This is a genomic window from Pseudoalteromonas sp. SK18, assembly GCF_001974855.1.
In the GTDB taxonomy this organism is placed as follows: domain Bacteria; phylum Pseudomonadota; class Gammaproteobacteria; order Enterobacterales; family Alteromonadaceae; genus Pseudoalteromonas.
In genome coordinates, this window is the sequence record NZ_MTQB01000025.1 from 1 (window position 1) to 23,602 (window position 23,602).

The 23,602-nt window shown below is 40.8% G+C and carries 21 protein-coding genes; 14 read left to right on the forward strand and 7 right to left on the reverse strand.

Translation table 11 applies throughout. The features are described from left to right. The first annotated feature begins 205 nt into the window (after positions 1 to 205). The gene (locus BW139_RS15240; RefSeq protein ID WP_069439490.1) at positions 206 to 631 is read left to right on the forward strand and encodes an N-acetyltransferase; all 426 of its coding nucleotides are present in this window, start codon (positions 206 to 208) and stop codon (positions 629 to 631) included. Positions 632 to 741: 110 nt separating this feature from the next. Further along, positions 742 to 981 carry a DUF3955 domain-containing protein gene (locus BW139_RS15245; protein WP_069439489.1) on the forward strand — a complete coding sequence of 80 codons (240 nt, stop codon included), beginning with the start codon at positions 742 to 744 and terminating at the stop codon, positions 979 to 981. Between the two features lie 12 nt (positions 982 to 993). Here BW139_RS15245 and BW139_RS15250 read toward each other — a convergent pair whose 3' ends face one another. Together BW139_RS15250 and BW139_RS15255 are read right to left on the reverse strand one after the other, a co-directional pair. Continuing rightward, positions 994 to 1,623, reverse strand: coding sequence for a trimeric intracellular cation channel family protein (locus BW139_RS15250; RefSeq protein WP_010389835.1), 630 nt, complete (start codon positions 1,621 to 1,623; stop codon positions 994 to 996). 290 nt (positions 1,624 to 1,913) lie between these two features. Continuing rightward, complete coding sequence (locus BW139_RS15255) at positions 1,914 to 2,930, reverse strand: LacI family DNA-binding transcriptional regulator (RefSeq protein ID WP_076920235.1); 1,017 nt, start codon at positions 2,928 to 2,930, stop codon at positions 1,914 to 1,916. 290 nt (positions 2,931 to 3,220) lie between these two features. On the opposite strand from BW139_RS15255, the gene glk reads away from it, so the two are divergent. The 5 genes from glk to gap all read left to right on the forward strand — a co-directional run bounded on the left by glk (position 3,221) and on the right by gap (position 9,118). Beyond that, positions 3,221 to 4,219 carry a glucokinase gene (gene glk / locus BW139_RS15260; protein ID WP_010389841.1) on the forward strand — a complete coding sequence of 333 codons (999 nt, stop codon included), beginning with the start codon at positions 3,221 to 3,223 and terminating at the stop codon, positions 4,217 to 4,219. Positions 4,220 to 4,248: 29 nt separating this feature from the next. Beyond that, the gene (locus BW139_RS15265) at positions 4,249 to 5,262 is read left to right on the forward strand and encodes a LacI family DNA-binding transcriptional regulator (protein WP_010389842.1); all 1,014 of its coding nucleotides are present in this window, start codon (positions 4,249 to 4,251) and stop codon (positions 5,260 to 5,262) included. 338 nt (positions 5,263 to 5,600) lie between these two features. Further along, on the forward strand, positions 5,601 to 7,451 hold the full coding sequence (gene edd / locus BW139_RS15270) for a phosphogluconate dehydratase (RefSeq protein WP_076920271.1): 1,851 nt from the start codon (positions 5,601 to 5,603) through the stop codon (positions 7,449 to 7,451). A gap of 33 nt (positions 7,452 to 7,484) precedes the next feature. Beyond that, a complete protein-coding gene (locus BW139_RS15275; RefSeq protein WP_076920236.1) occupies positions 7,485 to 8,117 on the forward strand; it encodes a bifunctional 4-hydroxy-2-oxoglutarate aldolase/2-dehydro-3-deoxy-phosphogluconate aldolase in 633 nt (210 codons plus the stop codon). Then, complete coding sequence (gene gap / locus BW139_RS15280; RefSeq protein ID WP_008110546.1) at positions 8,114 to 9,118, forward strand: type I glyceraldehyde-3-phosphate dehydrogenase; 1,005 nt, start codon at positions 8,114 to 8,116, stop codon at positions 9,116 to 9,118. Before BW139_RS15275 ends, gap begins: the two co-directional genes overlap by 4 nt. Positions 9,119 to 9,200: 82 nt before the next feature. Here gap and BW139_RS15285 read toward each other — a convergent pair whose 3' ends face one another. The 4 genes from BW139_RS15285 to BW139_RS15300 all read right to left on the reverse strand — a co-directional run bounded on the left by BW139_RS15285 (position 9,201) and on the right by BW139_RS15300 (position 15,531). After that, positions 9,201 to 10,475, reverse strand: coding sequence for a leucine-rich repeat-containing protein kinase family protein (locus BW139_RS15285; protein ID WP_076920237.1), 1,275 nt, complete (start codon positions 10,473 to 10,475; stop codon positions 9,201 to 9,203). A 92-nt stretch (positions 10,476 to 10,567) separates the two neighbouring features. Continuing rightward, positions 10,568 to 11,281 carry a YebC/PmpR family DNA-binding transcriptional regulator gene (locus tag BW139_RS15290; protein WP_008110544.1) on the reverse strand — a complete coding sequence of 238 codons (714 nt, stop codon included), beginning with the start codon at positions 11,279 to 11,281 and terminating at the stop codon, positions 10,568 to 10,570. A 172-nt stretch (positions 11,282 to 11,453) separates the two neighbouring features. Continuing rightward, positions 11,454 to 13,532 (reverse strand): M13 family metallopeptidase, encoded by a 2,079-nt coding sequence (locus BW139_RS15295; protein WP_076920238.1) that lies wholly within the window; start codon positions 13,530 to 13,532, stop codon positions 11,454 to 11,456. A 211-nt stretch (positions 13,533 to 13,743) separates the two neighbouring features. Continuing rightward, positions 13,744 to 15,531 carry an ABC transporter ATP-binding protein/permease gene (locus BW139_RS15300; protein ID WP_175611417.1) on the reverse strand — a complete coding sequence of 596 codons (1,788 nt, stop codon included), beginning with the start codon at positions 15,529 to 15,531 and terminating at the stop codon, positions 13,744 to 13,746. A gap of 113 nt (positions 15,532 to 15,644) precedes the next feature. Between BW139_RS15300 and BW139_RS15305 the strand changes: the two genes are divergently transcribed. The 5 genes from BW139_RS15305 (at position 15,645) to BW139_RS15325 (ending at position 20,373) form a co-directional block, all read left to right on the forward strand. Beyond that, positions 15,645 to 16,106, forward strand: a complete 462-nt coding sequence (locus BW139_RS15305; protein WP_076920240.1) for a hypothetical protein — start codon at positions 15,645 to 15,647, stop codon at positions 16,104 to 16,106. A 108-nt stretch (positions 16,107 to 16,214) separates the two neighbouring features. Continuing rightward, on the forward strand, positions 16,215 to 18,053 hold the full coding sequence (gene secD, locus BW139_RS15310; RefSeq protein ID WP_076920241.1) for a protein translocase subunit SecD: 1,839 nt from the start codon (positions 16,215 to 16,217) through the stop codon (positions 18,051 to 18,053). Next, positions 18,046 to 18,975 (forward strand): protein translocase subunit SecF, encoded by a 930-nt coding sequence (secF, locus tag BW139_RS15315; RefSeq protein ID WP_076920242.1) that lies wholly within the window; start codon positions 18,046 to 18,048, stop codon positions 18,973 to 18,975. Before secD ends, secF begins: the two co-directional genes overlap by 8 nt. A 265-nt stretch (positions 18,976 to 19,240) precedes the next feature. Continuing rightward, positions 19,241 to 19,717, forward strand: a complete 477-nt coding sequence (locus BW139_RS15320) for a GreA/GreB family elongation factor (RefSeq protein ID WP_076920243.1) — start codon at positions 19,241 to 19,243, stop codon at positions 19,715 to 19,717. Between the two features lie 104 nt (positions 19,718 to 19,821). Then, positions 19,822 to 20,373, forward strand: a complete 552-nt coding sequence (locus BW139_RS15325; protein ID WP_076920244.1) for a hypothetical protein — start codon at positions 19,822 to 19,824, stop codon at positions 20,371 to 20,373. A 28-nt stretch (positions 20,374 to 20,401) separates the two neighbouring features. Here BW139_RS15325 and BW139_RS15330 read toward each other — a convergent pair whose 3' ends face one another. Next, on the reverse strand, positions 20,402 to 20,737 hold the full coding sequence (locus tag BW139_RS15330; protein ID WP_076920245.1) for a zinc ribbon domain-containing protein YjdM: 336 nt from the start codon (positions 20,735 to 20,737) through the stop codon (positions 20,402 to 20,404). Between the two features lie 315 nt (positions 20,738 to 21,052). Here BW139_RS15330 and BW139_RS15335 point away from each other — a divergent pair, with 315 nt between their 5' ends. Further along, positions 21,053 to 22,447: a RimK family protein gene (locus tag BW139_RS15335; RefSeq protein ID WP_076920246.1), complete on the forward strand. Its 1,395-nt coding sequence runs from the start codon at positions 21,053 to 21,055 to the stop codon at positions 22,445 to 22,447. Next, entirely contained in the window at positions 22,447 to 23,598 is a 1,152-nt protein-coding gene (locus BW139_RS15340) for a GNAT family N-acetyltransferase/peptidase C39 family protein (protein ID WP_076920247.1), read from the forward strand. The genes BW139_RS15335 and BW139_RS15340 overlap by 1 nt, the downstream gene beginning before the upstream one ends. Positions 23,599 to 23,602: the final 4 nt, after the last annotated feature.

Genomic DNA, 23,602 nt, shown 5'->3' on the forward strand with positions numbered 1-23,602 from the left:
GTTTCTAATTTGATTGCCGCAGAATACGTTGCGCGTTTTAATTTCGTCATTTTTTCACCCAAATTTGTATGCTTATTAGCATAACATTTCTTTCTTAATGGGTGGCCAAATTAACTATGCCACTACATTATTAGTAAATAAATATTTTAAAAACCAGCAAGCACAACAAGTTTTGTAAAGGTCGCTAAACAAAGGAATGGCAATAATGAATATGTGTTATCAGCCCACAGCCGATTTAATGGCTTCTGCACAGTTAACCTATACCAATATGCGTGGATATTATGAGCATTATGGTGTTGATTGGCAGCAACTTAAAATATGTGAGCAAATTTCAGACCTTGAAAATTGGGATGTTTTGTTAAATGGCGATGTAGTGGGTGCAATGCGCTTGGCTTTCGATGATGAGGGTTGCTATATACGTGACTTACAAGTAGATGCTGCGTTTCAAAATATGGGTATTGGTGCTGCAGTAATTAATGAGGGTGCTCGTTTAGCTGTGCACAGAGGTGCTATGCAACTTAGGCTTCGGGTTTTTAAAATAAGCCCTGCGCACAAGCTTTACACACGCTCAGGTTTCAACATAGATAAAGAAGACGACAGATTTTATTATATGTCTAAAAGCTTAGTTTAATGAGCGTGACTTTTATTTTAAAAAATTAATGTTGCTCAGTCACTGTAGATTAATATTCGCTCATTCAAACTGCTATCCCGACAATTTAATAAAATAGTTATGGATAGATTATGCGCTTTTTTTCAAACAAAACAGCCACATTGAGTGTTTGCTTTTTATTACTTGGCACGGGTTTTATGCTGATAGAAAACAGTGTGTATCAATATGTTGATCATAATGGTGTTCTACATGAAAGCGTGTTTATGCCCTTGAGCATACTGTGTTTTGCTTTGGGAGTTCTTTTTGTGGTTAGTTTGTTAGCCCGAAAAGTATTCGGGCTATTTAAAAGTGCTAGGGCAGGTGGGCATTAACCGCTGCTGTTATTACTCATTATTTAAATTAGCGGGTTCTAATAAATTAAATGTTGGTAAGCGCCACTTAAAGCGTACCGATGCCATTCGAATTAAATAGCCTACCACTAAACTTGCAACCACGCTGATATTGTCATCAATGTTGTAGTGGTGTAGCGCTAAGTATAAACACGCGACTATAAGCGCTACGCTTGCGTAAAGTTCATGATGAAGTACTAATGGTGCTTGGCGACAAATTAAATCTCGTAATAATCCACCAAATACACCTGTTACTATAGCTGCGACCACACAAATTCCATAGTGCAAACCCATATTAAGTCCAACTTGGCAGCCAATAATACTAAACGCAGCAAGCCCTAGTGCATCTAGGCGCATAAATATGCCTTTAAATTTAACCACCCATTTTGCCAACCAAGTGGTAACAATACCGGCTAGGCAAGTGATCAGTAAATATTCTGGGTGTTTTACCCAAGTCAGTGGGTAGTTACCTAATAAAATATCTCGCACGCTACCACCACCAATAGCTGTGGCACTGGCTACTAACATAACACCAAACCAATCCATGTTTCTGCGCCCAGCGCTAAGAGCACCGGTCATGGCTTCTGCTGTAATACCTATAATATAAACGATGGTTAATAGCATGAGATGATCGCTTGAAGTTTTAACAATAAAATAAAAACAGGATTGTAGTGATAAAAGCATGCATTGACGAGTGAAAAATTACATTAAAAACAGCTGCTTTCAGATTAAAAAAACTAATGTGATAGCGAGGTGTGAATAGCCTGTTAATGTTACGAAAGCACCAGCTTTAGTATTGAAAGCAAAAAGGACAAATGACCGTAAAAATGCAATAAAGCCCGAATTAATTTAAGGTAAAAGAGCGCTGTTGCCTTTAATTTTGTTGCTTCTTAAAAGTGGTTTTACTGAATGAATTAGCTTGAGCCACGTGCAATTAAACGCGGTGGTAGTAGGGTGCTTTGCACTTGCTCACCCCTAATGAGCTTTAATAGGTTTTCAACCAACATTTGCCCAGCAATAGTGGTATTTTGCTCTATGGTTGTTAGCGGCGGATTAATGTAACTGGCAATAGATATATTATCAAAGCCTATCACGGCTACATCTTTTGGTACGTTAATATTGGCTTCTTTTAATGCTCGTATTGCGCCTATTGCTATAAGGTCGCTAGCAGCAAAAAGTGCATTAAAGGTGATGTTATTAGCAATTAAAGAACGCGTGGCATGATAGCCAGACTCTTCGGTAGAGATAGCATTGGCAATTTTACGCTCATTGAGTGAAATGCCATTTTGTTGTAACGCGTCTTTAAAGCCATTAAAGCGGGCAAAAAATTCGGGGCTATGATCAGAGGCATCGCCTATAAACGCGCAGTCTTTTCGGCTATGTGCCAATAAATGCTCGGCGGCGAGTTTACCACCGCCATAATTATCGCAACTTATAGTTAAATCAGGGCGGTTATCAACACTTGCTCCCCAGCAAACAAATTTGGTGTTTTGTTCAAGTAAGGTGTTAAATTTAGGCTGAAAATCTATGTAGTCGCCATAACCCAATAAAATGATGCCATCTGCACGGTGACTGTCTTCGTAATCTGCCTGCCAATCAGCACTGGCCGATTGAAATGACACGAGTAAATCGTAACCCTCTTTAGCGCAGGCACGAGTAATACTGCCCAGCATGGCTAAAAAAAACGGATTGATTTGCGATTCATCTGAGGTCGGATCTTCAAACAACAATAACGCTAGGGTGCTACTTTGTTGAGTGCGCAGGTTACTGGCGTTTTTATCAACTTTGTAATTAAGCTTTTTGGCAATGTCATGAACCCGCCTTCGGGTTTCATCATTTACCAAGGGACTATTTCGTAAAGCACGAGAAACTGTAGATTGAGACACCCCAGCATAGTGGGCTATATCAAATGAGGTGGCTTTACCTTTCATCACGATTACTTATTTAAGAGGACAATAAGGGGCTATTCTCGTTTATTAGTGATTTTTTTCAAGCTTATTTGTCAATAAAGGCATTTTTTTATTGATTTTTTCATGACACCGGTGTCACAATAAGGACGTTTTATCATTTTGTTGTCAAAACGTATTAGCTACCTTTATTATTAAAGGTAGCCTTTTTTACAGTGATAGCTGCTTTGAGGTGATAGCTCAAAGTAAATAAGTATCAATGATACCCCATTAAAATAATAAGTACTCATTACTTAAACAAAAGAGATAACACTATGGGTTTACACTCTAGCACACACTTTGATCCAATTCTGGTTGCCGATATTGGTGGCACAAATGCTCGCTTTGCGTTGATCACGGGGTTTGATGAATCAAGTAATCAATTTACCATTGAGCATAATCATACGTTTCCAAGTGCTAATTATGGATCGCTCGAAAGTGCTACCGAGTATTACTTATCAACAGTGTCTCATATAAATCCTAAACGCGCATGCCTAGCAGTGGCAGGCCCAATTAACGCAGGCCAAGTTCACTTAACTAACTTGGGTTGGCACTTTAGCGTTAATGATTTCAAACAGCATTTTGACCTTGAACAATTAAGCGTAATAAACGACTTCGCTGCATTCGCTTACGCCGCTCCGTATTTAGATCCTTCTCAAAACGTAACCGTTAAACCTGGCCAAGCAGACGACACAGCAAATATTGGTGTAATGGGCCCAGGTACAGGCTTTGGTGCAGCGTGTTTAGTAAGAACTGCACATTCGTGTGCGGTAATGAGTTCAGAAGGTGGTCATATTTCTCTAGCGGCAGTAAATGAACTTGACGCTCAGCTTATTCAAGCACTTAAGAAAGACCACCCACATGTATCGGTAGAAACTGTGTTTTCTGGACCAGGCATTGCTCATTTGTACAAAGCAATGGCTGCAGTTAAAGGGGTCGCCGCAAAGAATTTAGACGCTGCACAAATTAGTAGCTTAGCCAACAGCGGTGAATGTGAAGTATGTGAGGCAACGCTTAATCAGTTTTGTGATTGGATTGGCAGTGTAGCAGGCGACTTAGCGCTTGCTTACGGTGCTCTTGGTGGCCTTTATATTGGCGGTGGCATATTACCAAGAATGCAGGCTCGTTTACTGGAAAGCCGCTTCATGGAGCGCTTTTCACAAAAGGGTATTATGTCGCAATATACAGGTCAAATTCCGGTCACATTGGTAACACAAGACAACATTCCTTTAATTGGTGCTGCCGCGTGTTTGCATACGAGTCAACAGGTTTAATTACGTTGCATACATTTGGAAATAAATAGATGAAAAAAGTCACTATAAATAGCGTTGCTAGTTATGCCGGTGTATCTAAAAAAACGGTATCGCGCGTACTGAATAACGAACCAAATGTGAGCGCGGCCACCCGCGAGAAAGTATTAGCGGTATTTAAAGAGCTTGATTACACACCTAATCCCATTGCTCGAGGGCTTGCACAAAACCGTAGTTTTATTATTGGTTGTTTATACGATAACCCAAGTAAAAGTTATATTACTCGAGTGCAAACAGGCGCATTAGCTGCTTGCCAAGAAAACAACTATAACTTGCTGATTCACCCTTGTGAGCTCAGAGGTGATGCACTTATTAATAATATAGAGCAGCTATTACAGTCATCACGCCTTGATGGTTTAGTACTTACGCCACCATTTTGTGACTTTTCAGAACTGGTTGACTTTTTAAAGTCGAAAAAGATTCCTTATGCTCGAGTGGCTTCTGCTATTTTAGAAGATGACTCTATTTCTGTTACCAGTAATGACGAGCAGGGCGCATTTGAAATTACCGAACATTTAATAAACCTAGGGCATACCTCTATCGCGTTTATTAAAGGTCACCCAGATCACAGTGCTACACAGCAGCGTTTTAAAGGCTACAGGCGCGCGTTAGCAAGCCATGGTATTGAATTTAATGAACGCTTAGTTGAAGAGGGTAACTTTAGTTATCACTCTGGGGTAGACAGTGCGCGTAGTATTTTAGATTTATCGCCACGACCTACTGCTGTATTTGCATCGAATGATTACATGGCAGCCGCGGTGCTTAAATTAGCCACACAGCGTAACTTGCGTGTACCAGATGACATTTCTATTGCGGGCTTTGATAACGCTCCCATAGCGCGTCATATTTGGCCCGGACTAACGACTATAGCGCAACCCGTAGAAGAAATGACCAAACAGGCTGTTACCCAGTTAATTACCCATATTATTGAGCCGCAAGAGTCGCCTTACAAGGTGATTTTAGAAGCAAAATTAATCACGCGAGAGTCAACCGCAGCCGTAAAATAAAACCGCTTTTTCACAGTAGCCCGAGTATGAGTGACGCTTACTCGGGCTTTTTTTATCTGCATTTTTAACCTTCATTATTTGCCGCTAATATTTCACTAAAAATTCACGTTTATTTATTGCACATGTTAAAAAAAATGACTATTTTTATTACTCAGGGTTGACACCGGTGTCATTGTCATGCGTTAATACCCTGACACCGGTGTCAGGGTTGTTGTGAGAGGCTCCCTGGTAGCGTACCTTTGAACGGGTAAGTCAAAGATGCTCAGTACAGTTATTTTCGTGGAGTCTATAATTGTTACTGAGCCTTTATCCTCTAACGAATAGAGATGAGTAAAATTATGTTGCACCCTCGAATTCAAGAAGTCACAGAACGCGTTATTGAGCGCAGTAAACAAACCCGTCAAGCCTATTTAGATCGTATTTCGCACGCAAAAAAACAAACAAGAGTTCGTGCTGGTTTAGGCTGTGGCAACATCGCCCATGTTATGGCTGCATGCAGCAGCGACGACAAAGCGCGTTTAAAAGCAGATGAGGTGCCAAACCTTGCAATTATTAATTCATATAACGACATGTTATCTGCGCATGTGCCTTACAAAGAATACCCAGATTTAATTAAAAGCATTGCCACTAAATTTGACGCGACCGCGCAAGTTGCTGGCGGTGTTCCTGCGATGTGTGATGGCGTTACCCAAGGGCGTGACGGCATGGAACTATCGCTGTTTTCTCGTGACGTGATTGCTATGTCTACTGCGGTATCGTTATCGCATGACGTATTTGACGGTGTGTTTTGTTTAGGTGTATGTGACAAAATTGTCCCAGGCCTATTAATTGGTGCTTTATCATTTGGCCACTTACCTGTGTATTTTTTACCAGCAGGGCCAATGCAGTCAGGTATTCCAAACAAAGACAAAGCACGTGTTCGTCAAAAGTTTGCACAAGGACTGGTATCTCGTGAAGAGCTATTAGAGGCAGAAAGCGCTTCTTATCACAGTGCGGGTACCTGTACGTTTTATGGCACTGCAAATTCAAACCAAATGCTAATGGAAATAATGGGCTTACACTTACCAGGTAGCTCGTTTATAAACCCATACACAGAACTGCGTGATGGCTTAACCGGTAATGCGGTTGAAACCATGCTTAAGCAGCTTACTGAAAACAAAGATGGCCCGTGTTTAGCGGATGTGATCAGCGAAAAAACCATTATTAACGGCTTAGTTGGCTTGTTATCAACAGGTGGCTCAACCAATCATGCAATCCATATTGTGGCGATTGCTAAAGCGGCCGGTATTCAAGTTACATGGAAAGACATGTCTGATTTATCAGCGGTTGTTCCATTACTGACGCGTATTTACCCAAATGGCTCAGCAGATGTTAATCACTTTCAAGCAGCTGGCGGAATGGGCTTCTTAATGCGTGAATTAGCAGGTGCTGGTTACCTTCATACAGACGTAACCACTATTTTAGGCGAAGGCCTTGCACCTTACATGTGTGAGCCACTACTCGATAAAGACGACAACCTAATTATGAGTGATGCGAACGGCCCAAGCAAAGTTAAGTGGGTAGCGTGTCCAGAAAACTCACATGATGAAGAAGTACTTCGCCCAGTAAGTAACCCATTTAGTAAGCAAGGTGGTTTACAGCTACTAACGGGCAACTTAGGTAAAGCCGTTATTAAAGTATCAGCCGTTGCAGAGTCGCATCAAGTGGTGTCGGCGCCAGCTAAAGTATTTAGCTCTCAAGGTGAGTTACAAGACGCATATAGCCGTGGCGAACTTAACCAAGATTTTATTGCAGTTCTTAAAGAGCAAGGTCCTAAAGCTAAAGGTATGCCAGAGCTTCATAAACTCACTCCGGTAATGGCAACATTACAAGATCAGGGCTACAAAGTGGCCATTGTTACCGACGGACGTATGTCGGGTGCATCAGGTAAAGTACCTGCGGCAATTCACTTAGCACCTGAAGCGGTTGAAGGTGGCATTATAGCCAAGATACATGAAGGCGATATTGTTACTTTAGATGCGCCAAATGGTATTTTAAAACTGCATGTGAGTGATGAAGAGCTTGCTCAGCGTGAGCTACAGATTAGCCAAGCAACGCAAACATTTGGTACAGGCCGTGAATTATTTACTGGATTTAGAAATATCGTGAGCAGTGCCGATTTAGGTGCAAGTGCTTTTGGACTTGAATAATAATTAGCCATCTTGGGTAATGAGGAACAAGTAATGAGTATTGAAAAAATCTTAGCATCGGCACCGGTTGTGCCAGTGGTGGTAATCGAAAAATTAGAAGATGCGGCACCACTTGCAAGAGCGTTATACAACGGTGGCTTAAAAGCACTTGAAATTACACTACGTACGCCAATTGCTGCACAAGCTGTAAAGCTAATGAAAGCTGAGGTACCAGAAGCTTATGTAGGTACTGGCACTGTGGTTGATAAAGCAAGCTTTAACGCCTCAGTAGAAGCGGGCGCTGACTTTATGGTTAGCCCTGGTGTAAGTGATGAACTGTTAGCATTGGCACAAGAGTCGAGTATCCCTTTTTTACCAGGTGCAGCTACCCCAAGCGAAGTGATGAACTTGGCAGCGCATGGCTTTAAATTTTTAAAGTTTTTCCCTGCAGAAGCCGCAGGCGGTACTGCAATGATTAAGTCGATTGGCGGCCCATTACCTGATATTACTTTTTGTCCAACCGGTGGCATTAGTTTAGCTACTGCGCCTGATTACTTAGCACTTAACAATGTTATTTGCGTAGGTGGTACCTGGATGTTAGATAAACAACTTATTGAAAATAAAGACTGGCAAGCTATTGAAACGCTTGCTCGCCAAGCATGTGAAGTTAATAGGAGTCAAAAATGATTAATGTAGCAATTAATGGCTACGGCCGTATCGGTCGTAATGTATTGCGTGCACTGTATGAGTCAGCGCAAAATAATGAAATTAAAATTGTAGCTATTAACGATTTAGCGCCAGCCAATGTAAATGCTCATCTGACTCAGTTTGACTCAGTACATGGTCGTTTTTCACAGCAAGTAACGCTAAAAGACAACACCATGCTAATTGGCGATGATGTGATCACGTTAACGCAAGAACGTGACCCTGCTAATTTACCGTGGAAAGCACTAAACGTTGATATCGTGCTTGAATGTACGGGTTTATTTACTTCTCGCGAAGCAGCTAATAAACATATTGAAGCGGGTGCCAAAAAAGTAGTGGTATCGGCTCCTGGTACTGATATGGATGCAACGGTAGTACACGGTGTAAATAGCGATGTAATTAATGCCGATAGCAACATTATTTCTAATGCTTCATGTACAACTAACTGTTTAGCGCCTGTTGCTAAAGCGATTAACGACACAGTAGGAATTGAACAAGGTAGCATGACCACCATTCATGCTTACACTAACGACCAAAATTTATCTGATGTATACCACCCAGATTTATACCGTGCGCGTAGTGCAACTCAATCTATGATCCCAACTAAAACGGGCGCAGCGAAAGCAGTTGGTTTAGTACTACCTGAACTTGCCGGTAAACTAGATGGCATGGCGGTACGTGTACCAACTATCAATGTGTCATTGGTTGACTTAACCTTTATTGCTAAGCGCGATACAAGCATTGAAGAAATTAACCAAGTGGTTAAAGACGCTGCGTTTGGCTCTATGAAAGGTATTTTAGAGTACAACGAGCTACCGCTTGTTTCTATCGACTTTAACCATAACCCAGCATCATCTATTTTTGATGCAACGCAAACGCGTGCTGATGGTAAATTAGTTAAAGTAATGGCGTGGTACGACAACGAATGGGGTTTCTCAAACCGCATGTTAGATCAAGTTAAAGCGCTGGGTGCTTATTTATAATTTTTCCGTGTAGTTTAATTTTACTTTATCCAGCCAAGCCACGCATCGCGTGGCTTTTTTATGCTTTTTTGCACTGCTTTATTTATAAACAGTCCGCCAAATTTTTCAACGTTGGACGCTGCGCTATGTCTTCACTCATGCATTGCTTTGCAATATGTTGTAGGTGTATCACCTCTGCGCTTTGTTCGTTACAGGTAGAGAGTAAATCATCAATTAAACAGCCGATAGCACGGACTTCTATGCGCTGCATTTGTTGCTGTTGATAGTTACTGAGTGTGACTAAGTTTGTCGCCGCACCAAAATCACCAAACACTATTTCATCATTTTCATTGATCATAATGTTATGCGCATAAATATCGCCATGGCTAAGTGTATGCTGGTGCAGGTGAGCAACAGTACTGACGAGTTGCTTAGCAATAGCATAAATTGTTGCCGTGCTGTAATGGCAATCATCTTTGAAGGTGTCTCGTGTACAGGTTTCTAAACTAGGAGGCAGCCCTAAGTTAGCGTAGCTAGGGTCAATAAGCTCCATAGCTAACCCAAGTTGCTCATTGTGTTCAATATAAGCAAGCACTTTAATTAAGTTTGGGTGTAACTGTGCTTGTAAGCAACAGTTAACTTCGTCTAATGGATAACCATCACTGGTTATAGCGCCTTTAAACAGTTTTACGGCAATCGTGCTATTTTGCCATTGGGCACTATGAATAATACCCGATGCACCTTGGCCAATAACTTTATCCAGTTCAATCTCAGTTAATGGTGTACGCGGGAATAACTCATGGTTAAGTTGTTGTGAGCGATTGAACTCATTCCCTGCAAACGCTAACCAAGTCAGTTTAGGGAGTTCAAATAGCCAGTCATCAAGTTGGGTTAGTTTATTAGCACTTAAACGCACCAGCTCTAGTGCTGTACAGTTTTGCATAGTTACGGGTAAGTGGGTAAGTTGGTTTCCTGCCAGCGCTAGCTTTTTAAGTTTGGTTAGGTCACCCATAGAGTCAGGTAATTGAGTAAGCTGATTGTCAGTTAATATTAACCACTGAGTGCTTTGTGGCAGACTATGCTCACTAAATTCAGTAATTTGATTCCCTTTAAAGGCTATCATTATTAATTCAGGGCATTGACTTAATACACGAGGAATATGCTGAAATTGGTTAAATGATAAAAATAACCGTTTTAACTTTGTAAGTTTAGCAAAGTTAGCGGGTAAATCGCTTAATTGATTGTTTGATAAGTCCAGCACTTCAAGGGTATCGGCAAGAGTGAAAATTTCTTCTGGAAAGTCAGTGAGGTTTTCAGCCAATTGTAAGTGACTAACACCAGTTAAGGCACCGGTACGCAGCTTTGTCAGGGTATTCAAAATTAACTAATCCATTTTACATAAAACAAAAAGGCCAACTAAGTTGGCCTTTAAACATTTATTATCAAAAGTTCAGGTTATTTGCTTAACGATTAAAATTGAGCATTATGGTAAACGTTTTGTACGTCATCACAATCTTCAAGCATGGCTAAAAAGCGCTCCATAACTTCAACGTCTTCGCCTTCAATAGGGGCTTCAACTTGAGGTACAAAGGCAATTAAGTCTTCGTCAAATTCTGTAACACCCATTTCTTCAAGTGCTGTGCGGGTATTGTTGTATTCAGTGTGCGGTGCAAATACGGTCACTTTGCCGTCTTCTACTTCAACGTCGGTAACATCAACATCTGCCATCATCAGTGCTTCAAGTACGGTTTCATCGTCGTCACCGTCAAACACAAAAATAGCAAGGTGATCAAATAAGTGTGAAACTGAGTTTTGTGCGCCAATTTTAGCGTTTGCTTTGGTAAAACATACACGTACATCAGCAAAAGTACGTTTGTTGTTGTCGGTTAAACAGTCAACAATAATCATACAGTTACCTGGCCCGTAGCCTTCGTAACGCGTGGCTGCATAGTCTTCACCGCCGCCACCTTTGGCTTTATCAATAGCACGTTCAATTACGTGAGCCGGTACTTGGTCTTTTTTAGCGCGTTCAATTAAACGACGCAGTGCTAAGTTTCCATCTGGATCAACACCGCCGTTTTTTGCACAAATATAAATTTCTTTACCGTATTTTGAATAAACTTTAGTTTTAGCACCCGCAGTTTTAGCCATTGAATCTTTTTTGTTTTGGTAAGCTCTTCCCATCTGCGTTTCGCCTTAATATGTATAAATAATTGAAAAAATTTGCAAGCCCATATTCTAAAGGTAAATGCCGGGCAGGGCTAGTAAGTATTGAGATTGATCAGTAGCCAAAAATAAAACAACCCGCCAAAGCGGGTTGTTTATTCGTAACAAATGATGAACGTTTGTCAGGGTATTACCAAATACGAACGCGTTCGTCTTCTGGTAGGTATAATTCATCACCTGGTTTTACATCAAATGCTTTATACCAAGCGTCATGGTTACGAGGCGCTTGTGCTCTAAAGCGACCTGGTGCGTGCGTACCACCACGTAATTGGTTTAACATGCTTTGTTCAGTACGTTTTTCTTTCCATACTTGTGCCCATGCTAAGAAGAAACGTTGATCGCCGGTTACGCCGTCAATTACCGGTGCTTCTTTACCATTTAAGCTTAGTTTGTAAGCATGATAAGCCATGGCTAAACCACCCACATCACCAATATTTTCACCTAAACTGTTGCGGCCATTTACAAAGTTACCTGGAATTGGTTCGTATTTACTGTACTGGGCTGCAAGTTTGTCGGCTTTAGCATCAAAAGCAGCACGATCTTCATCAGTCCACCAGTTACGTTGTATGCCGTTAGCGTCAGATTTTGAGCCTTGATCATCAAAACCATGACCCATTTCGTGGCCAATCACAGCACCAATACCACCGTAGTTTACTGCTGGATCTGCATTTGGATCGAAAAACGGCGGTTGTAGTATAGCGGCAGGGAATACAATTTCGTTAAACGAACTATTGTAGTAAGCATTAACACGTTGTGGTGTCATGCCCCAACGATTACGGTCGGTCTTTTTCAGCTCTTTTTCTACACTTTCAGCCTGGAAAAACTCACGCATATTTTTTACATTAGCCATTAAGTCATTGTTGCTAATGCTTAAGCCTTCATACGATTGCCATTCATCTGGGTAACCAATTTTTGGCACAAACGCCGCTAATTTTGCACGCGCATTTACTTTTGTTTCTGCGCCCATCCAATCTAAGTTATCAATACGCTCACCAAGTGCTGTGCGTAAGTTTTCAACAAGCTCTGACATTTGTTGCTTAGATGACTCTGGGAAATAACGATCTACGTAAATTTTACCAATTGCAAAGCCTAATGAGCTAGTGCCAGACATTTGGCTGATAGCGCGTTTCCAGCGTGGACGTGGCTCTTGCTGACCATTTAACTCTTTTCCATAAAAGGCAAAGCTAGTGTTAAATATTTCTTCAGATAATAGTCGTGAGTTACCATTAATCGCATGATATGTAAGGTAGTCTTTCCATACGCTTAAATCTTCGTTATTGATTAAGTCAATCATGGCTTTAACAGGTTCAGGCTGCGATACGTTTAATTGTGGTACTTTATAACCTGTTTGTGCAAAGTATAAATCCCAGTTAAATCCTGGGTATTGCGCACTTAACTCATCACGTTTTACTTGGTTTAGGGTTAAATCACGATTACGGCGTTTTTCACGTGGCCAATGACCTTCTGCAATTTTGGTTTCAAGCGCTAAAATCGCTTGTGCACGCTCTGTGGTATTATCAACCCCTGCAAATTTAAGCATATCGGCAATATGTGCAACATACGCTTCACGGGTTTTTACAAAACGTTCTGCATCTTCAAGGTAGTAAGAACGATCAGGTAAACCTAAGCCACCTGCACCTAATGACATTTCGTATTTATTGGGATCTAAACGGTTAAACCACATACCGCCGCCAAGAGGTGCACTTACACCCGTAAGCCAAGATTGGCCAAATACTTTTGCCAAATCATCAGTAGAGGCAACCGAATTGATGTCGTTAAGCAACGGCTTAATTGGCGTGATACCAAGTTTATTAAGCGTCTCGGTATCCATGTACGAGTTATAAAAGTCAGCGACCAGTTGCTCTTCGGCGTTTAAGTTTTCACGTGCTGCAATTTCTTCAATAATTTCTTTAACGCGATCTTCACTGCGCTCAGCTAGCGCAGAGAATGCACCATAGCGGGTTTTATCTGCTGGCATTTCATAGTTGTCGTACCATGAACCACTGGCGTACATGAAGAAATCGTCGCCTGGTTTTACTGCTTCATTACGCGCAGTTAAATCAACCCCAAACGTGCCTAATTCGGCTTGCTCTGTTGCTTGTGGTTTTTCTGCAACTGCCGCTACTTGCTCAGTTTTTGTTGTTTGTGGCTCAGAACAGCCAGTAATAAATGTGGCAGCGAGCGCCGCTGCAATTAAACTCTTTTTCATTATTTTCCCCGAAGACTCGTTATATTAAATGAATCGTTGTTGTTATTAGGTTTAGTCTTTCGATTGTTATTAATATTCACAAACTAAACAATGTGTTTGAGGTGAATCACCGCATTGCTCGACAAAACGGTGTTAAAAAACAATCTTAGTCAATAAGAGTGCCTTAATCCGGTTAAATAACCAATAGCTAATGCACAATTTTGCTGGTTTATTAATCGCTCGACTGTTTTTGTTGCAAGGTCCACATATGAGCATATTCACCATTTTGCATGAGTAATTCATCATGTTTACCTTGCTCTACCACTTCTCCGGCCTTAAGCACGATAATAGTATCGGCATCGGTAATTGTTGATAAGCGGTGCGCAATAACAATACTGGTGTGGTTAGAGGCTACTTCTCGCATAGCGTTTAATATGGCCTGCTCAGATTGTGAGTCGAGCGCGGAAGTGGCTTCGTCAAAAATTAAAATCGGCGATTGCTTTAAAATAGCGCGAGCAATAGCAATACGTTGTTTTTCGCCGCCAGAGACTTTTAGTCCGCGTTCACCGACTAAGGTTTTATCGCCTTTATCTAGGCTATTAATAAAGTCTGTTAGATGCGCCATGTTTATGGCTTTGTTTACTTCATCTTCACTGGCGCTAGGTCTGCCATAGTGAATATTTTCGCGTATGCTGGTATTAAATAACACAGTATCTTGCGGCACTATGGCAATAGCTTTACGCAAACTTGCCAAGGTGACTGTGTTTATGGCTTGATTATCAATTTTTATAGCGCCTGATGAAAGTTCATAAAAACGATATAACAAGCGGGCTAACGAACTTTTACCTGCGCCACTAGCACCTACAACCGCTACCTTAGCACCAGGGTTTACATGAAAACTGACGTTCTTAAGAATAGGGCGTTTACTATCGTAGCTAAAGCTGACATTTTCAAAGCTAATTGCCCCATTTTTGAGTGCTAATGGTTGCGCAGTTTCGCTATCTGCTACTTTGGGTGAGGTATTTAATAACCCAAGCATGTTTTCAAGGTCGGTAAGGGCACGGCGTATTTCACGGTACACAAATCCCAAAAAGTTAAGCGGTAAAAAGAGTTGAATCATATACGCATTGATCATTACCAGCTCACCAATCGTTAACTCGCCGGTAACCACTTCATTAGCGCCAAGCCACATTAATGCGGTTATGGCACACGCAATGATCAGCGCTTGCCCTGAATTAAGCGCCAATAACGAGAGTCTGTTTTTTAATCGTGCTTGTTCCCAGGTTGCTAAAAATGTGTCGTAAGTTTTGGCTTCATAGTGTTCATTATTAAAGTACTTTACGGTTTCGTAATTTAATAGGCTGTCGATGGCACGGGTGTTACTTTGATTATCAGCAGCGTTTGACTCACGAATAAAGCGGTTTCGCCATTGGGTAACCGTCACGGTAAAAAAAATATAAATAGCCACAGCCAATAGGGTGATTAACGCGAACCAAATAGAAAACAAGGTGCCAAAAATAATCGCTACGGTCATTATTTCAAACAACGTGGGCACAATATTAAACATTAAAAAACGCATTAAAAAGCTTAAGCCACTGGTGCCGCGCTCTATGTCTCGACTTATACCGCCAGTTTGTCTGTCTAAATGAAAGGCTAAATCTAGCGAGTGCAAATGTTTAAACACTTTAAGGCCAATATCTCGCATGGCATGCTCGGTGACTCGCGAAAATACTGCATCGCGTACTTCACCCAAAAATACGCTAGCAAAGCGCAATGCGCCGTACATAACGAGTAATAAAGTAGGAACGAGTAGTAGTGGGTTAATTGATTTATCAACCGAATCAATTATTTCCTTTAAAGCCCATGGCATGAGTAATGTCGCCCCTTTAGCACCGACTAGCGCTAATATGGCAATCAGCACACGGCCTTTAAATTTAGTGATGTAAGGCCAAAGAGTTTGAATGCTTTGTTTTAAATTCATGGCGTCGGGGCGTTTTACTGAACTTTGTCTGGAGCGCATCGAGGATCTCAGTATTTGTTTTTATATAAATTAATTAGCTTAAGAACGGCTATTGTATTTTAATTAGCTGCCCTTATATACTAGCTATCCTTTATTTTAGTTTTAAATGACCAATGTTTAAATTTCGCGTTTTTTTAGCTACTTGCTTGTTTTTTGCTGCACTCTTTAGTGTGCAAAGCCATGCTATGGGCGTAAAGCACGAATTAAACAGTAACCAAAGCGGTTATAGCGATGTTATTAATGTTGACCATTTAACTAACATTTCCGTACCTACAAAATCGCTTGGCGATTTACAGCATAAAAACTCAAAGCATTCTGATTTTGCTGCGCATCAGCCTAGGCTAACAGCCAATAACTCATTTTTATTTTTACATAGTGCGCAGGGCGATCCTGAATACGATGTAGTGCATGAGTTTTTTGCCCTAAATGGCTGTAGGCATATTTTTTTGCGACCGCAAGCAGTCACTATAAATCAGCCTTGGTATACTTGGGTATTTAAAAGTAAAAAGTCGCGCTTGAGCGGCTGGAAAGACGCTAACCTGTTATACACCGCTGTAACTACCTACCACGCTTAAAATTCCTTATTTAATGTTAATTGGTTTTAACGCATCGCGTTTTGACCTGCAGATTAATTGTGCCTAATAGGTACGTTACTGGGCTATGCCTAGTAATAAGGAATAACTATGTTAAGTCTAAAAAAAGAGAAAAAGCCATTTAAGGCTAAGTTTAAATTGAGCTATGTAGCCATGCTGATTGTATTAGTGTTACTAGCAATAAGCGCCTTACCTAATTTATACCCGAATAAGTCGTGGTTGCATATTAGTGCAGCTTCTGATGTTAAAACGCAAGTAATGCCAAGTACTGAGAACCTAGTTAGCTTTTTAAATAGCCAAGGTTTTGAAGTGAGTGAAAGTTTAAAAGACCCAGCACATATTAATGTACTTTTAAATACGCCTACACAAAGTGCGCAGGCTCAAGCGGCTTTAAAATCAAATTACCCAAATACACAGGTTAAAATTGTTGAACATGCAACCAGCCCTGTTTGGTTACAAGAGTTTGGTTTATCGCCCATAAAACTGGGTCTTGATTTAAACGGCGGGGTATTGTTTGTACTTGATGTTGATTTAGAAAAAGCGATTGATGAGCAATTGCTCAGTGCATATCAACAGACAAAAGCCATTATTGTTAAACAAAAAGCCTATGGCGTTAAAGCGCAGCAGACTAATCAGGGCTTTGAAATAAGTGCGCTTGAGAATGCTGACGATAAGCTAACAGTTGTTATAAAAGAGCTTAAAAGCCGTTTTGAAAACCTCACTACAACCACATCAACTAATGGCAACTTACAGGTCGTTAAAGTGAGTTATTCTGAGCAAGGGCGCAGCGCATTTGATAAAGAAGTGATGAGTCAAACACTTACGACACTTCGCTCACGCATTGAAGAGCTCGGCATAACTGAGGCCGTTACACAGCGCCAAGGTAAGCAGCGCATTCGTATTGAGCTACCTGGCGTGCAAGATCCGGCTGAAGCAAAACGCATAATTGGTGCAACCGCGTCATTAGGGTTTTATCAACTTAAAGAGAGAGGCGGGCAAACGTTTAATTTGCAATCGGGAGGGACCATTAAGCTTGACCCTGTACCTATATTTACCGGTGAGCATATTAATAACGCTAATATAGGGCGTGATGATTGGGGTAAACCTTTGGTACAACTGAGCTTAGATGGCCAAGGTGGCGATGCTATGTCGGCGTTTTCAAAGGCGAATATAGGTAAACCTATGGCAACGCTCTATTCAGAGTATTCACAAAATGCCAAAGGTGAAGTGGTTAAAAAAAGCGAAGTTATTAATGTAGCGAACATTGCCCAGCATTTAAGCTCGCGTTTTAGTATAACCAATATGCAAAGCCAACAAGCGGCTGCCGATTTAGCGCTATTACTACGCGCAGGATCACTCACTGCGCCCGTAACTATAGTGCATGAGCAAACTATTGGTCCAAGCCTTGGCCAAGACAATATTAATAATGGATTAGCAGCGTTAATGTTAGGCATGGGTTTAACACTTGCGTTTATGGCACTGTGGTACCGCCGTTTAGGGCTTATTGCAAATGTTGCGTTAATTTTAAACTTAACCTCTTTAGTGGGGCTAATGTCGTTATTACCTGGGGTGGTTTTAACTCTTCCAGGGATAGCAGGCTTAGTATTAACTATAGGAATGGCGGTTGATACTAACGTGATTATATTTGAACGCATAAAAGAAGAGCGTCGCAAAGGTCGCCCCCCGTATCAAGCGATACAAGAGGGTTATAAACAGGCTGCTAATACTATATTTGATGCCAATATTACCACCATGATCACCGCGATTATTTTATATGGCATAGGCTATGGCCCGGTAAAAGGCTTTGCGATAACGCTAGCGCTGGGTCTTATTACATCGGTGTTTACTGGTGTCTATGTATCGAAATATTTAAGCCAAAGCTTATATTTAAAGCTGGGTAAAAAAGCAGGAGTAAACGCGCATGCTTAACACTTTTTTAAAATGTGAGACAGGGTCACGTATGCGTTATACAGGCTTGCTTATAAGTGCCATATTTGTGTTGTTATCGGTATTCACCATTGCACAAAAAGGGCTTAATTTTGGCCTTGATTTTACGGGTGGTTATTTAACAGAATTTACCACCAGCCAAGGTGTTGAACTAAAACAGCTTGAGCAATTTATTGCTAAAAACCATCAAGGTGAATTTGAACTTACAGCACAGGGCAATAATCATTTTCAATTAACGCAAGCGCCAAGTGAGGAAGCTAATAATGATGCTTGGAAAACCGCGATTAGCCAAAACCCAGATATAAACGCTGAGGTTTTATCATCGGCTTATATTGGCTCTCAAGTGGGTGACGAATTATTTGAGCAAGGCTGCTTAGCCTTATTTGCTGCGATGGTAGCGGTAATGATTTATTTAGCTGTTCGGTTTGAGTGGCGTTTAGCATTAGGCTCTGTGGTGGCTTTATTACATGATTTAGTGCTGGTGATTGGCTTATTTTCGTGGTTACAAATAGAGTTTAACCTAACCGTTTTAGCCAGTTTATTGGCAATAATTGGCTACTCCCTAAATGACTCAATAATAGTGGGTGATAGGGTACGTGAGCTATTACGCATACCAACAAATATTTCGCTAAAACCAAGCAGTATTATCAACAGCGCTATTAAAAGCACCTTAACTCGTACGCTTATTACCTCTGGGACTACGCTCGCAACGGTGGCCAGTGTTTGGCTGTTAGCAGGTGCGCCGCTTCAGGGATTTGCAATTGCTCTGTTTGCAGGAATAGTCGTAGGCACGTTATCGTCCATTTGTATTGCTGCAACATTACCCGAGCTACTTGGGTTAAGTGTTAAAAACTACGATAAGCAAGTGGATCAGCAAACGCAGGCATTAATGGATATGCCATAGGCTTAAATCAGCATTGTTGTTACACAGCAAAGGGATAGTGTTCGATGTGGCAACAATGCTAATACCAACCTACATAGATATTTGAACAATTTAACGAATTAAATCCCCCTATAACGTTGTTAAAATTTTTTCATTTAGAACAACTAGATGTCAAAAATTTTGCCTAGTTATAGAGCAATTTTCTTATCGTTAAAATAGGTCCCATATCCAAGCAGATTGGTATAAAATAGCAAATTATTTTTATCGAATTGAGTGAATTCTCCAAATGAATAAAGCCCATGTTACAGAGCACCTGCGTTTTGCCTTAGAAGAGCAGCTCAATACTGCGAAAATTGCAGCTAAAACAGCCCACGATACCGCGACTCACGAAGAAAGTATTGCAGAAACTCAATATGATACGCTCGGGCTTGAAGCTGCCTATTTAGCGCAAGGTCACGCTGATCGGGTGAATGAGTGTTATAAAGAAATACAACTATTTGAAGCCATCTACAACGACGCCGTTACAGGCACAATAGCAGTCAGTTCATTGGTGTGTTTAGAAGATGATGCAGGCACACAAAAATGGTTTTATTTAGGCCCAGCAGCTGGTGGATTAACTGTTGATATTAAAGGCACAACTATTCAAGTGCTTACCTCTGGTGCACCATTAGGCCACCAGTTATTAGGTAAACAAGTCGATGATGAAGTTAGTTTAACTATCGGTGATGTAAAACATAGTTACGATGTGGTTAAAGTGCTTTGAATGTAGTATTTATTTGTCTCTTACTCTGAGGCGCAGCATCTCGTAGGCCTCTTTGTTAAATTATTGCCTAAAACTTATAGAATAAAATTAAAGATGAGCCGTTTATGAACTTAGTATTGGTCAGTGATATTTTTGGTAATACAGCGGCTTTAAAAGCATTAGCTGAAAAACTAAACGCTCAGTCTATTGTCGATCCCTATGGCGGGTTTGATATGGCGTTTAACTGTGAACAGCAGGCCTATGAGTATTTTAGCCAGCATATTGGCCTTGATGAGTATGTAGCTATTTTACAAAAAGCGATTAAACCACTCGCTGGCAACACTATATTGATAGGTTTTAGTGTTGGCGCATCGGCAATTTGGTCAATGTCTGCACACCCGGTGATTAAAACGATAGCTAAGGGCATTTGTTTTTACAGCTCACAAATTAGGCACCATACAGATATACAACCACAATTTGAGATTGAACTCATATTTCCGTATTATGAGCCGCACTTTGATGTTAAATCACTACAGGTGGAGCTTGCAACAAAGGCTAATGTTAACGTAAAGCATGTTGATTACTTACATGGTTTTATGAACCCACACTCAAGTAATTTTAATCAGAATGCCTACGATCAAACATTAGCTGCGCTATCTAAAGAACTAAAAAATTAGCAGTTAAGCGTTATTACTTTCTGTAATTTCATGCTTTTTTCACAAACTTGGCCGTTACCATCATTTCGCCAATACCATCGACTTTACAATCTAGCTGGTGATCTTTTTTATCAAGCACACGTCTAACTACCGCTTTCGTGCCAATTTTTATAACCTGAGAACTGCCTTTAATTTTTAAATCTTTGGCTACGGTTACTTTGTCACCATCGGCTAGTAAAGTGCCGTTTGCATCTTTTACCAAAATAGCGTCTTCATCGCTTGTATTATTTGGGTTCCATTCATAAGCACATTCTGGGCATATAAGCAGCTGTTGGTCTTCGTAAACGTATTCACATTGGCATTTAGGACAAGCGGGAAGAGACATGATGATCACTTTTAGTATTAAATTTTGGCTATTTTAAAACACAAATTAGTAATAAAAAAGTTCATCAAAAATTTTTATCTTTACGCTAAAAATATCTCGTTTGTGCGCATCTAAAAAAGGGCATATAAATCACCTGTCGCTTAAGCAATTTAAGCGCTAACGTTTATAGTAGATATTCGTTAAAGCACCTATCGTATTAAGTGATTTGCTAAATGCTGCACTTAGTGCGATAGGTGTTTCTATTTGCTGTTTTATTCGCTGAGCTAACTGATTAGCAAGGCTGCTTTGTATATTTTGACTTAACTAGGAAAAGTCGTGTTTAAAACCTTAATTGTGGTTGATAACAATGAGCAAACGCTTGCTCTTTCATTTGAAAATGTCATTACCTTTAACACCTATTTGCGTGACTACCCAAAACGCAACGAACCAAAAACCCGCATAATAAATCTATGTGATGCTAGCCAGTATTTAAGTAAAGGCTATTACTGTTCGTTACTTGCTGAGGCGCGCAAGCACCAAGTATTACCGAGTGTAAAAACAATTAACGCGCTTCGAAGCAATCAAGCGCCATTACAAAATATTGGCCATATTGATGGTGCTGTTTATTTTGGTCACGCGGGAAATGATCAACAAGCTAAAGTCGCTAAATCGGTATTTAAACAATACCCAGCGCCTATTTTATTTGTTGATGAGCAAGGCCTATTACAACAAGGATCATTAGCGTCCCTAAGCGAGCAACAAAATGCTGCGTTTATTGAAAAGCTAAATGAGTTTACCCAAACGCAATGGCGTATTGGTAAAGTAGAGCGCCGTTTCCGTTGGGATATGGCGATATTGGTTGATCATAACGAAAAAGTACCGCCAAGTGATAAAGATGCAATAGCCCGTTTTATAAAAGCAGCAGCGAAACATGGTATTAACGCAAAAGCACTCAGCTTTGATGAAATAGACAATATTGCCCAGTTTGATGCGTTATTTATTCGCCAAACTACAGCAATTGACCATCCAACATACCGGCTTGCAAGTAAAGCGCAAAGTCTCGGGTTAGTGGTAATTGACGATGCTGAATCTATTTTACGTTGTTGTAATAAAGTGTACTTACATGATGCATTCAATTATCAAAAAGTACCGAGTTTAAAAACAGTAGTAGTGGCTGATAAATCAAGCGATACCATTGAGCAATTAGAAGCTGCATTTACTTATCCGCTGGTATTAAAAATGCCAGAAGGGTCGTTTTCAAAAGGCGTTTATAAAGTTGCTAATCGTGATGAATTAGAAGCTAAGCTTAGTGAATTATTTGCACTGAGTGCGCTGGTATTGGCACAAGAGTACATGTATACCGAATACGATTGGCGTGTAGGGGTACTTAATGGTCGTGCTATTTATGCATGTCGTTATTTAATGGCGCGTAACCATTGGCAAATATACAACCATGATGCAAAACGGTTTTTTTCCGGTGGCTTTGAAACGTTACCTACCTTTGAGTTACCCAAAGCCGTGTTAGACGCTGCTTTAAAGGCCTGCAAAACAGTGGGTAAAGGTTTATACGGTGTAGATGTTAAAGAGCACCAAGGTCGTGCGTATGTATTGGAAGTAAACGACAATCCAAGCATTGATCACAAAGTAGAAGATGGTTACTTAGGTGACGAGCTATACATGATCATAATGGATGAGTTTAAACAGCGTTTAGAAGCACGAGGCCGCGGCTAATGCCTATTGCTCTGGCTGAAAAAGTAATAGTGGCAGAGGCGACTAAGCTAGTTATTCGCCCTGCAATAACCTCTGACTTAAAGGCGTTGGTGGCGCTTGAAAATACTTGCTTTAGTAACGATAAGCTAAGTGCGCGTAGTTTAAAGCGCTGGCTTGGGGCTAAACATGGGATTTTATTAGTTGCTGAGCAAAATGCGCAACTATGTGGCTATGGTTTAGTGTGGTGCCATAAAGGCACGCGTTTAGCGCGTTTGTATTCGTTAGCCGTATTACCAACGATGCAGGGCAAGGGGATAGCCAAAAAATTACTCAATGAACTTGAAAAAGCGACCAGTGAGCGTGGACGTATTTATTTACGCCTAGAAGTTGCAGTAAATAACGACAGCGCCATTGGGCTTTATAAAAGTGTGGGGTATCGCGTATTTGGTCAATACAGTGATTATTATGACGATCACAGTGATGCCTTACGCATGCAAAAAAATATTCGCCAAACCAGTGAGTTGCAGGTTGAGCGTTTAACGCCATGGTATCAGCAAACCACCGAGTTTACCTGTGGTCCTGCTGCGTTATTAATGGCAATGGCTGCTCTTGACTCAAACACAGAGCTGAGTCAGTCACATGAATTAGCTTTGTGGCGTGAAGGCACCACTATTTTTATGACCTCTGGACATGGCGGGTGTCACCCGTTTGGCTTGGCACTGGCTGCAAATAAACGCGGTTTTACAAGTGAGGTAATTGTTAATACATCTGAACCATTATTTTTAGATGGGGTTCGCAGTGATAACAAAAAATCAGTATTGGCCACGGTTCATCAACAGTTTGTTGAGGGTATTGCAGCGGCAAATATTTCAGTTACACAAAAAGATGTTGAATTAACTGACATAGAAAACTGGTTGAGTCAGGGGTTTAGTGTGTTGCTGTTAATTAGTACGTATCGGTTTGATGGTAAAAAATCACCGCACTGGGTGTGTGTAACCCATTTAGATGCACATTGTGTTTACGTACATGACCCTTTTTGCGAGCCTGGAAAAGATAACCAGCTAGCAATAGATTGTCAGTACGTACCAATTGCACGTAGCGACTTTAGTAAAATGTCGGCATTTGGTAGCCAAAGGCTCAGAACGGCAGTTGCTATTGGTAAAGTAAAATAGATTA

Bases quoted from the DNA above. Each gene is read 5' to 3' on its own strand.
- BW139_RS15240 (WP_069439490.1), top strand. From the start codon at position 206: ATGAATATGTGTTATCAGCCCACAGCCGATTTAATGGCTTCTGCACAG.
- BW139_RS15245 (WP_069439489.1), top strand. From the start codon at position 742: ATGCGCTTTTTTTCAAACAAAACAGCCACATTGAGTGTTTGCTTTTTA.
- BW139_RS15250 (WP_010389835.1), bottom strand. From the start codon at position 1,623: ATGCTATTAACCATCGTTTATATTATAGGTATTACAGCAGAAGCCATG.
- BW139_RS15255 (WP_076920235.1), bottom strand. From the start codon at position 2,930: ATGAAAGGTAAAGCCACCTCATTTGATATAGCCCACTATGCTGGGGTG.
- glk (WP_010389841.1), top strand. From the start codon at position 3,221: ATGGGTTTACACTCTAGCACACACTTTGATCCAATTCTGGTTGCCGAT.
- BW139_RS15265 (WP_010389842.1), top strand. From the start codon at position 4,249: ATGAAAAAAGTCACTATAAATAGCGTTGCTAGTTATGCCGGTGTATCT.
- edd (WP_076920271.1), top strand. From the start codon at position 5,601: ATGTTGCACCCTCGAATTCAAGAAGTCACAGAACGCGTTATTGAGCGC.
- BW139_RS15275 (WP_076920236.1), top strand. From the start codon at position 7,485: ATGAGTATTGAAAAAATCTTAGCATCGGCACCGGTTGTGCCAGTGGTG.
- gap (WP_008110546.1), top strand. From the start codon at position 8,114: ATGATTAATGTAGCAATTAATGGCTACGGCCGTATCGGTCGTAATGTA.
- BW139_RS15290 (WP_008110544.1), bottom strand. From the start codon at position 11,281: ATGGGAAGAGCTTACCAAAACAAAAAAGATTCAATGGCTAAAACTGCG.
- BW139_RS15295 (WP_076920238.1), bottom strand. From the start codon at position 13,532: ATGAAAAAGAGTTTAATTGCAGCGGCGCTCGCTGCCACATTTATTACT.
- BW139_RS15300 (WP_175611417.1), bottom strand. From the start codon at position 15,531: ATGCGCTCCAGACAAAGTTCAGTAAAACGCCCCGACGCCATGAATTTA.
- BW139_RS15305 (WP_076920240.1), top strand. From the start codon at position 15,645: ATGTTTAAATTTCGCGTTTTTTTAGCTACTTGCTTGTTTTTTGCTGCA.
- secD (WP_076920241.1), top strand. From the start codon at position 16,215: ATGTTAAGTCTAAAAAAAGAGAAAAAGCCATTTAAGGCTAAGTTTAAA.
- secF (WP_076920242.1), top strand. From the start codon at position 18,046: ATGCTTAACACTTTTTTAAAATGTGAGACAGGGTCACGTATGCGTTAT.
- BW139_RS15320 (WP_076920243.1), top strand. From the start codon at position 19,241: ATGAATAAAGCCCATGTTACAGAGCACCTGCGTTTTGCCTTAGAAGAG.
- BW139_RS15325 (WP_076920244.1), top strand. From the start codon at position 19,822: ATGAACTTAGTATTGGTCAGTGATATTTTTGGTAATACAGCGGCTTTA.
- BW139_RS15330 (WP_076920245.1), bottom strand. From the start codon at position 20,737: ATGTCTCTTCCCGCTTGTCCTAAATGCCAATGTGAATACGTTTACGAA.
- BW139_RS15340 (WP_076920247.1), top strand. From the start codon at position 22,447: ATGCCTATTGCTCTGGCTGAAAAAGTAATAGTGGCAGAGGCGACTAAG.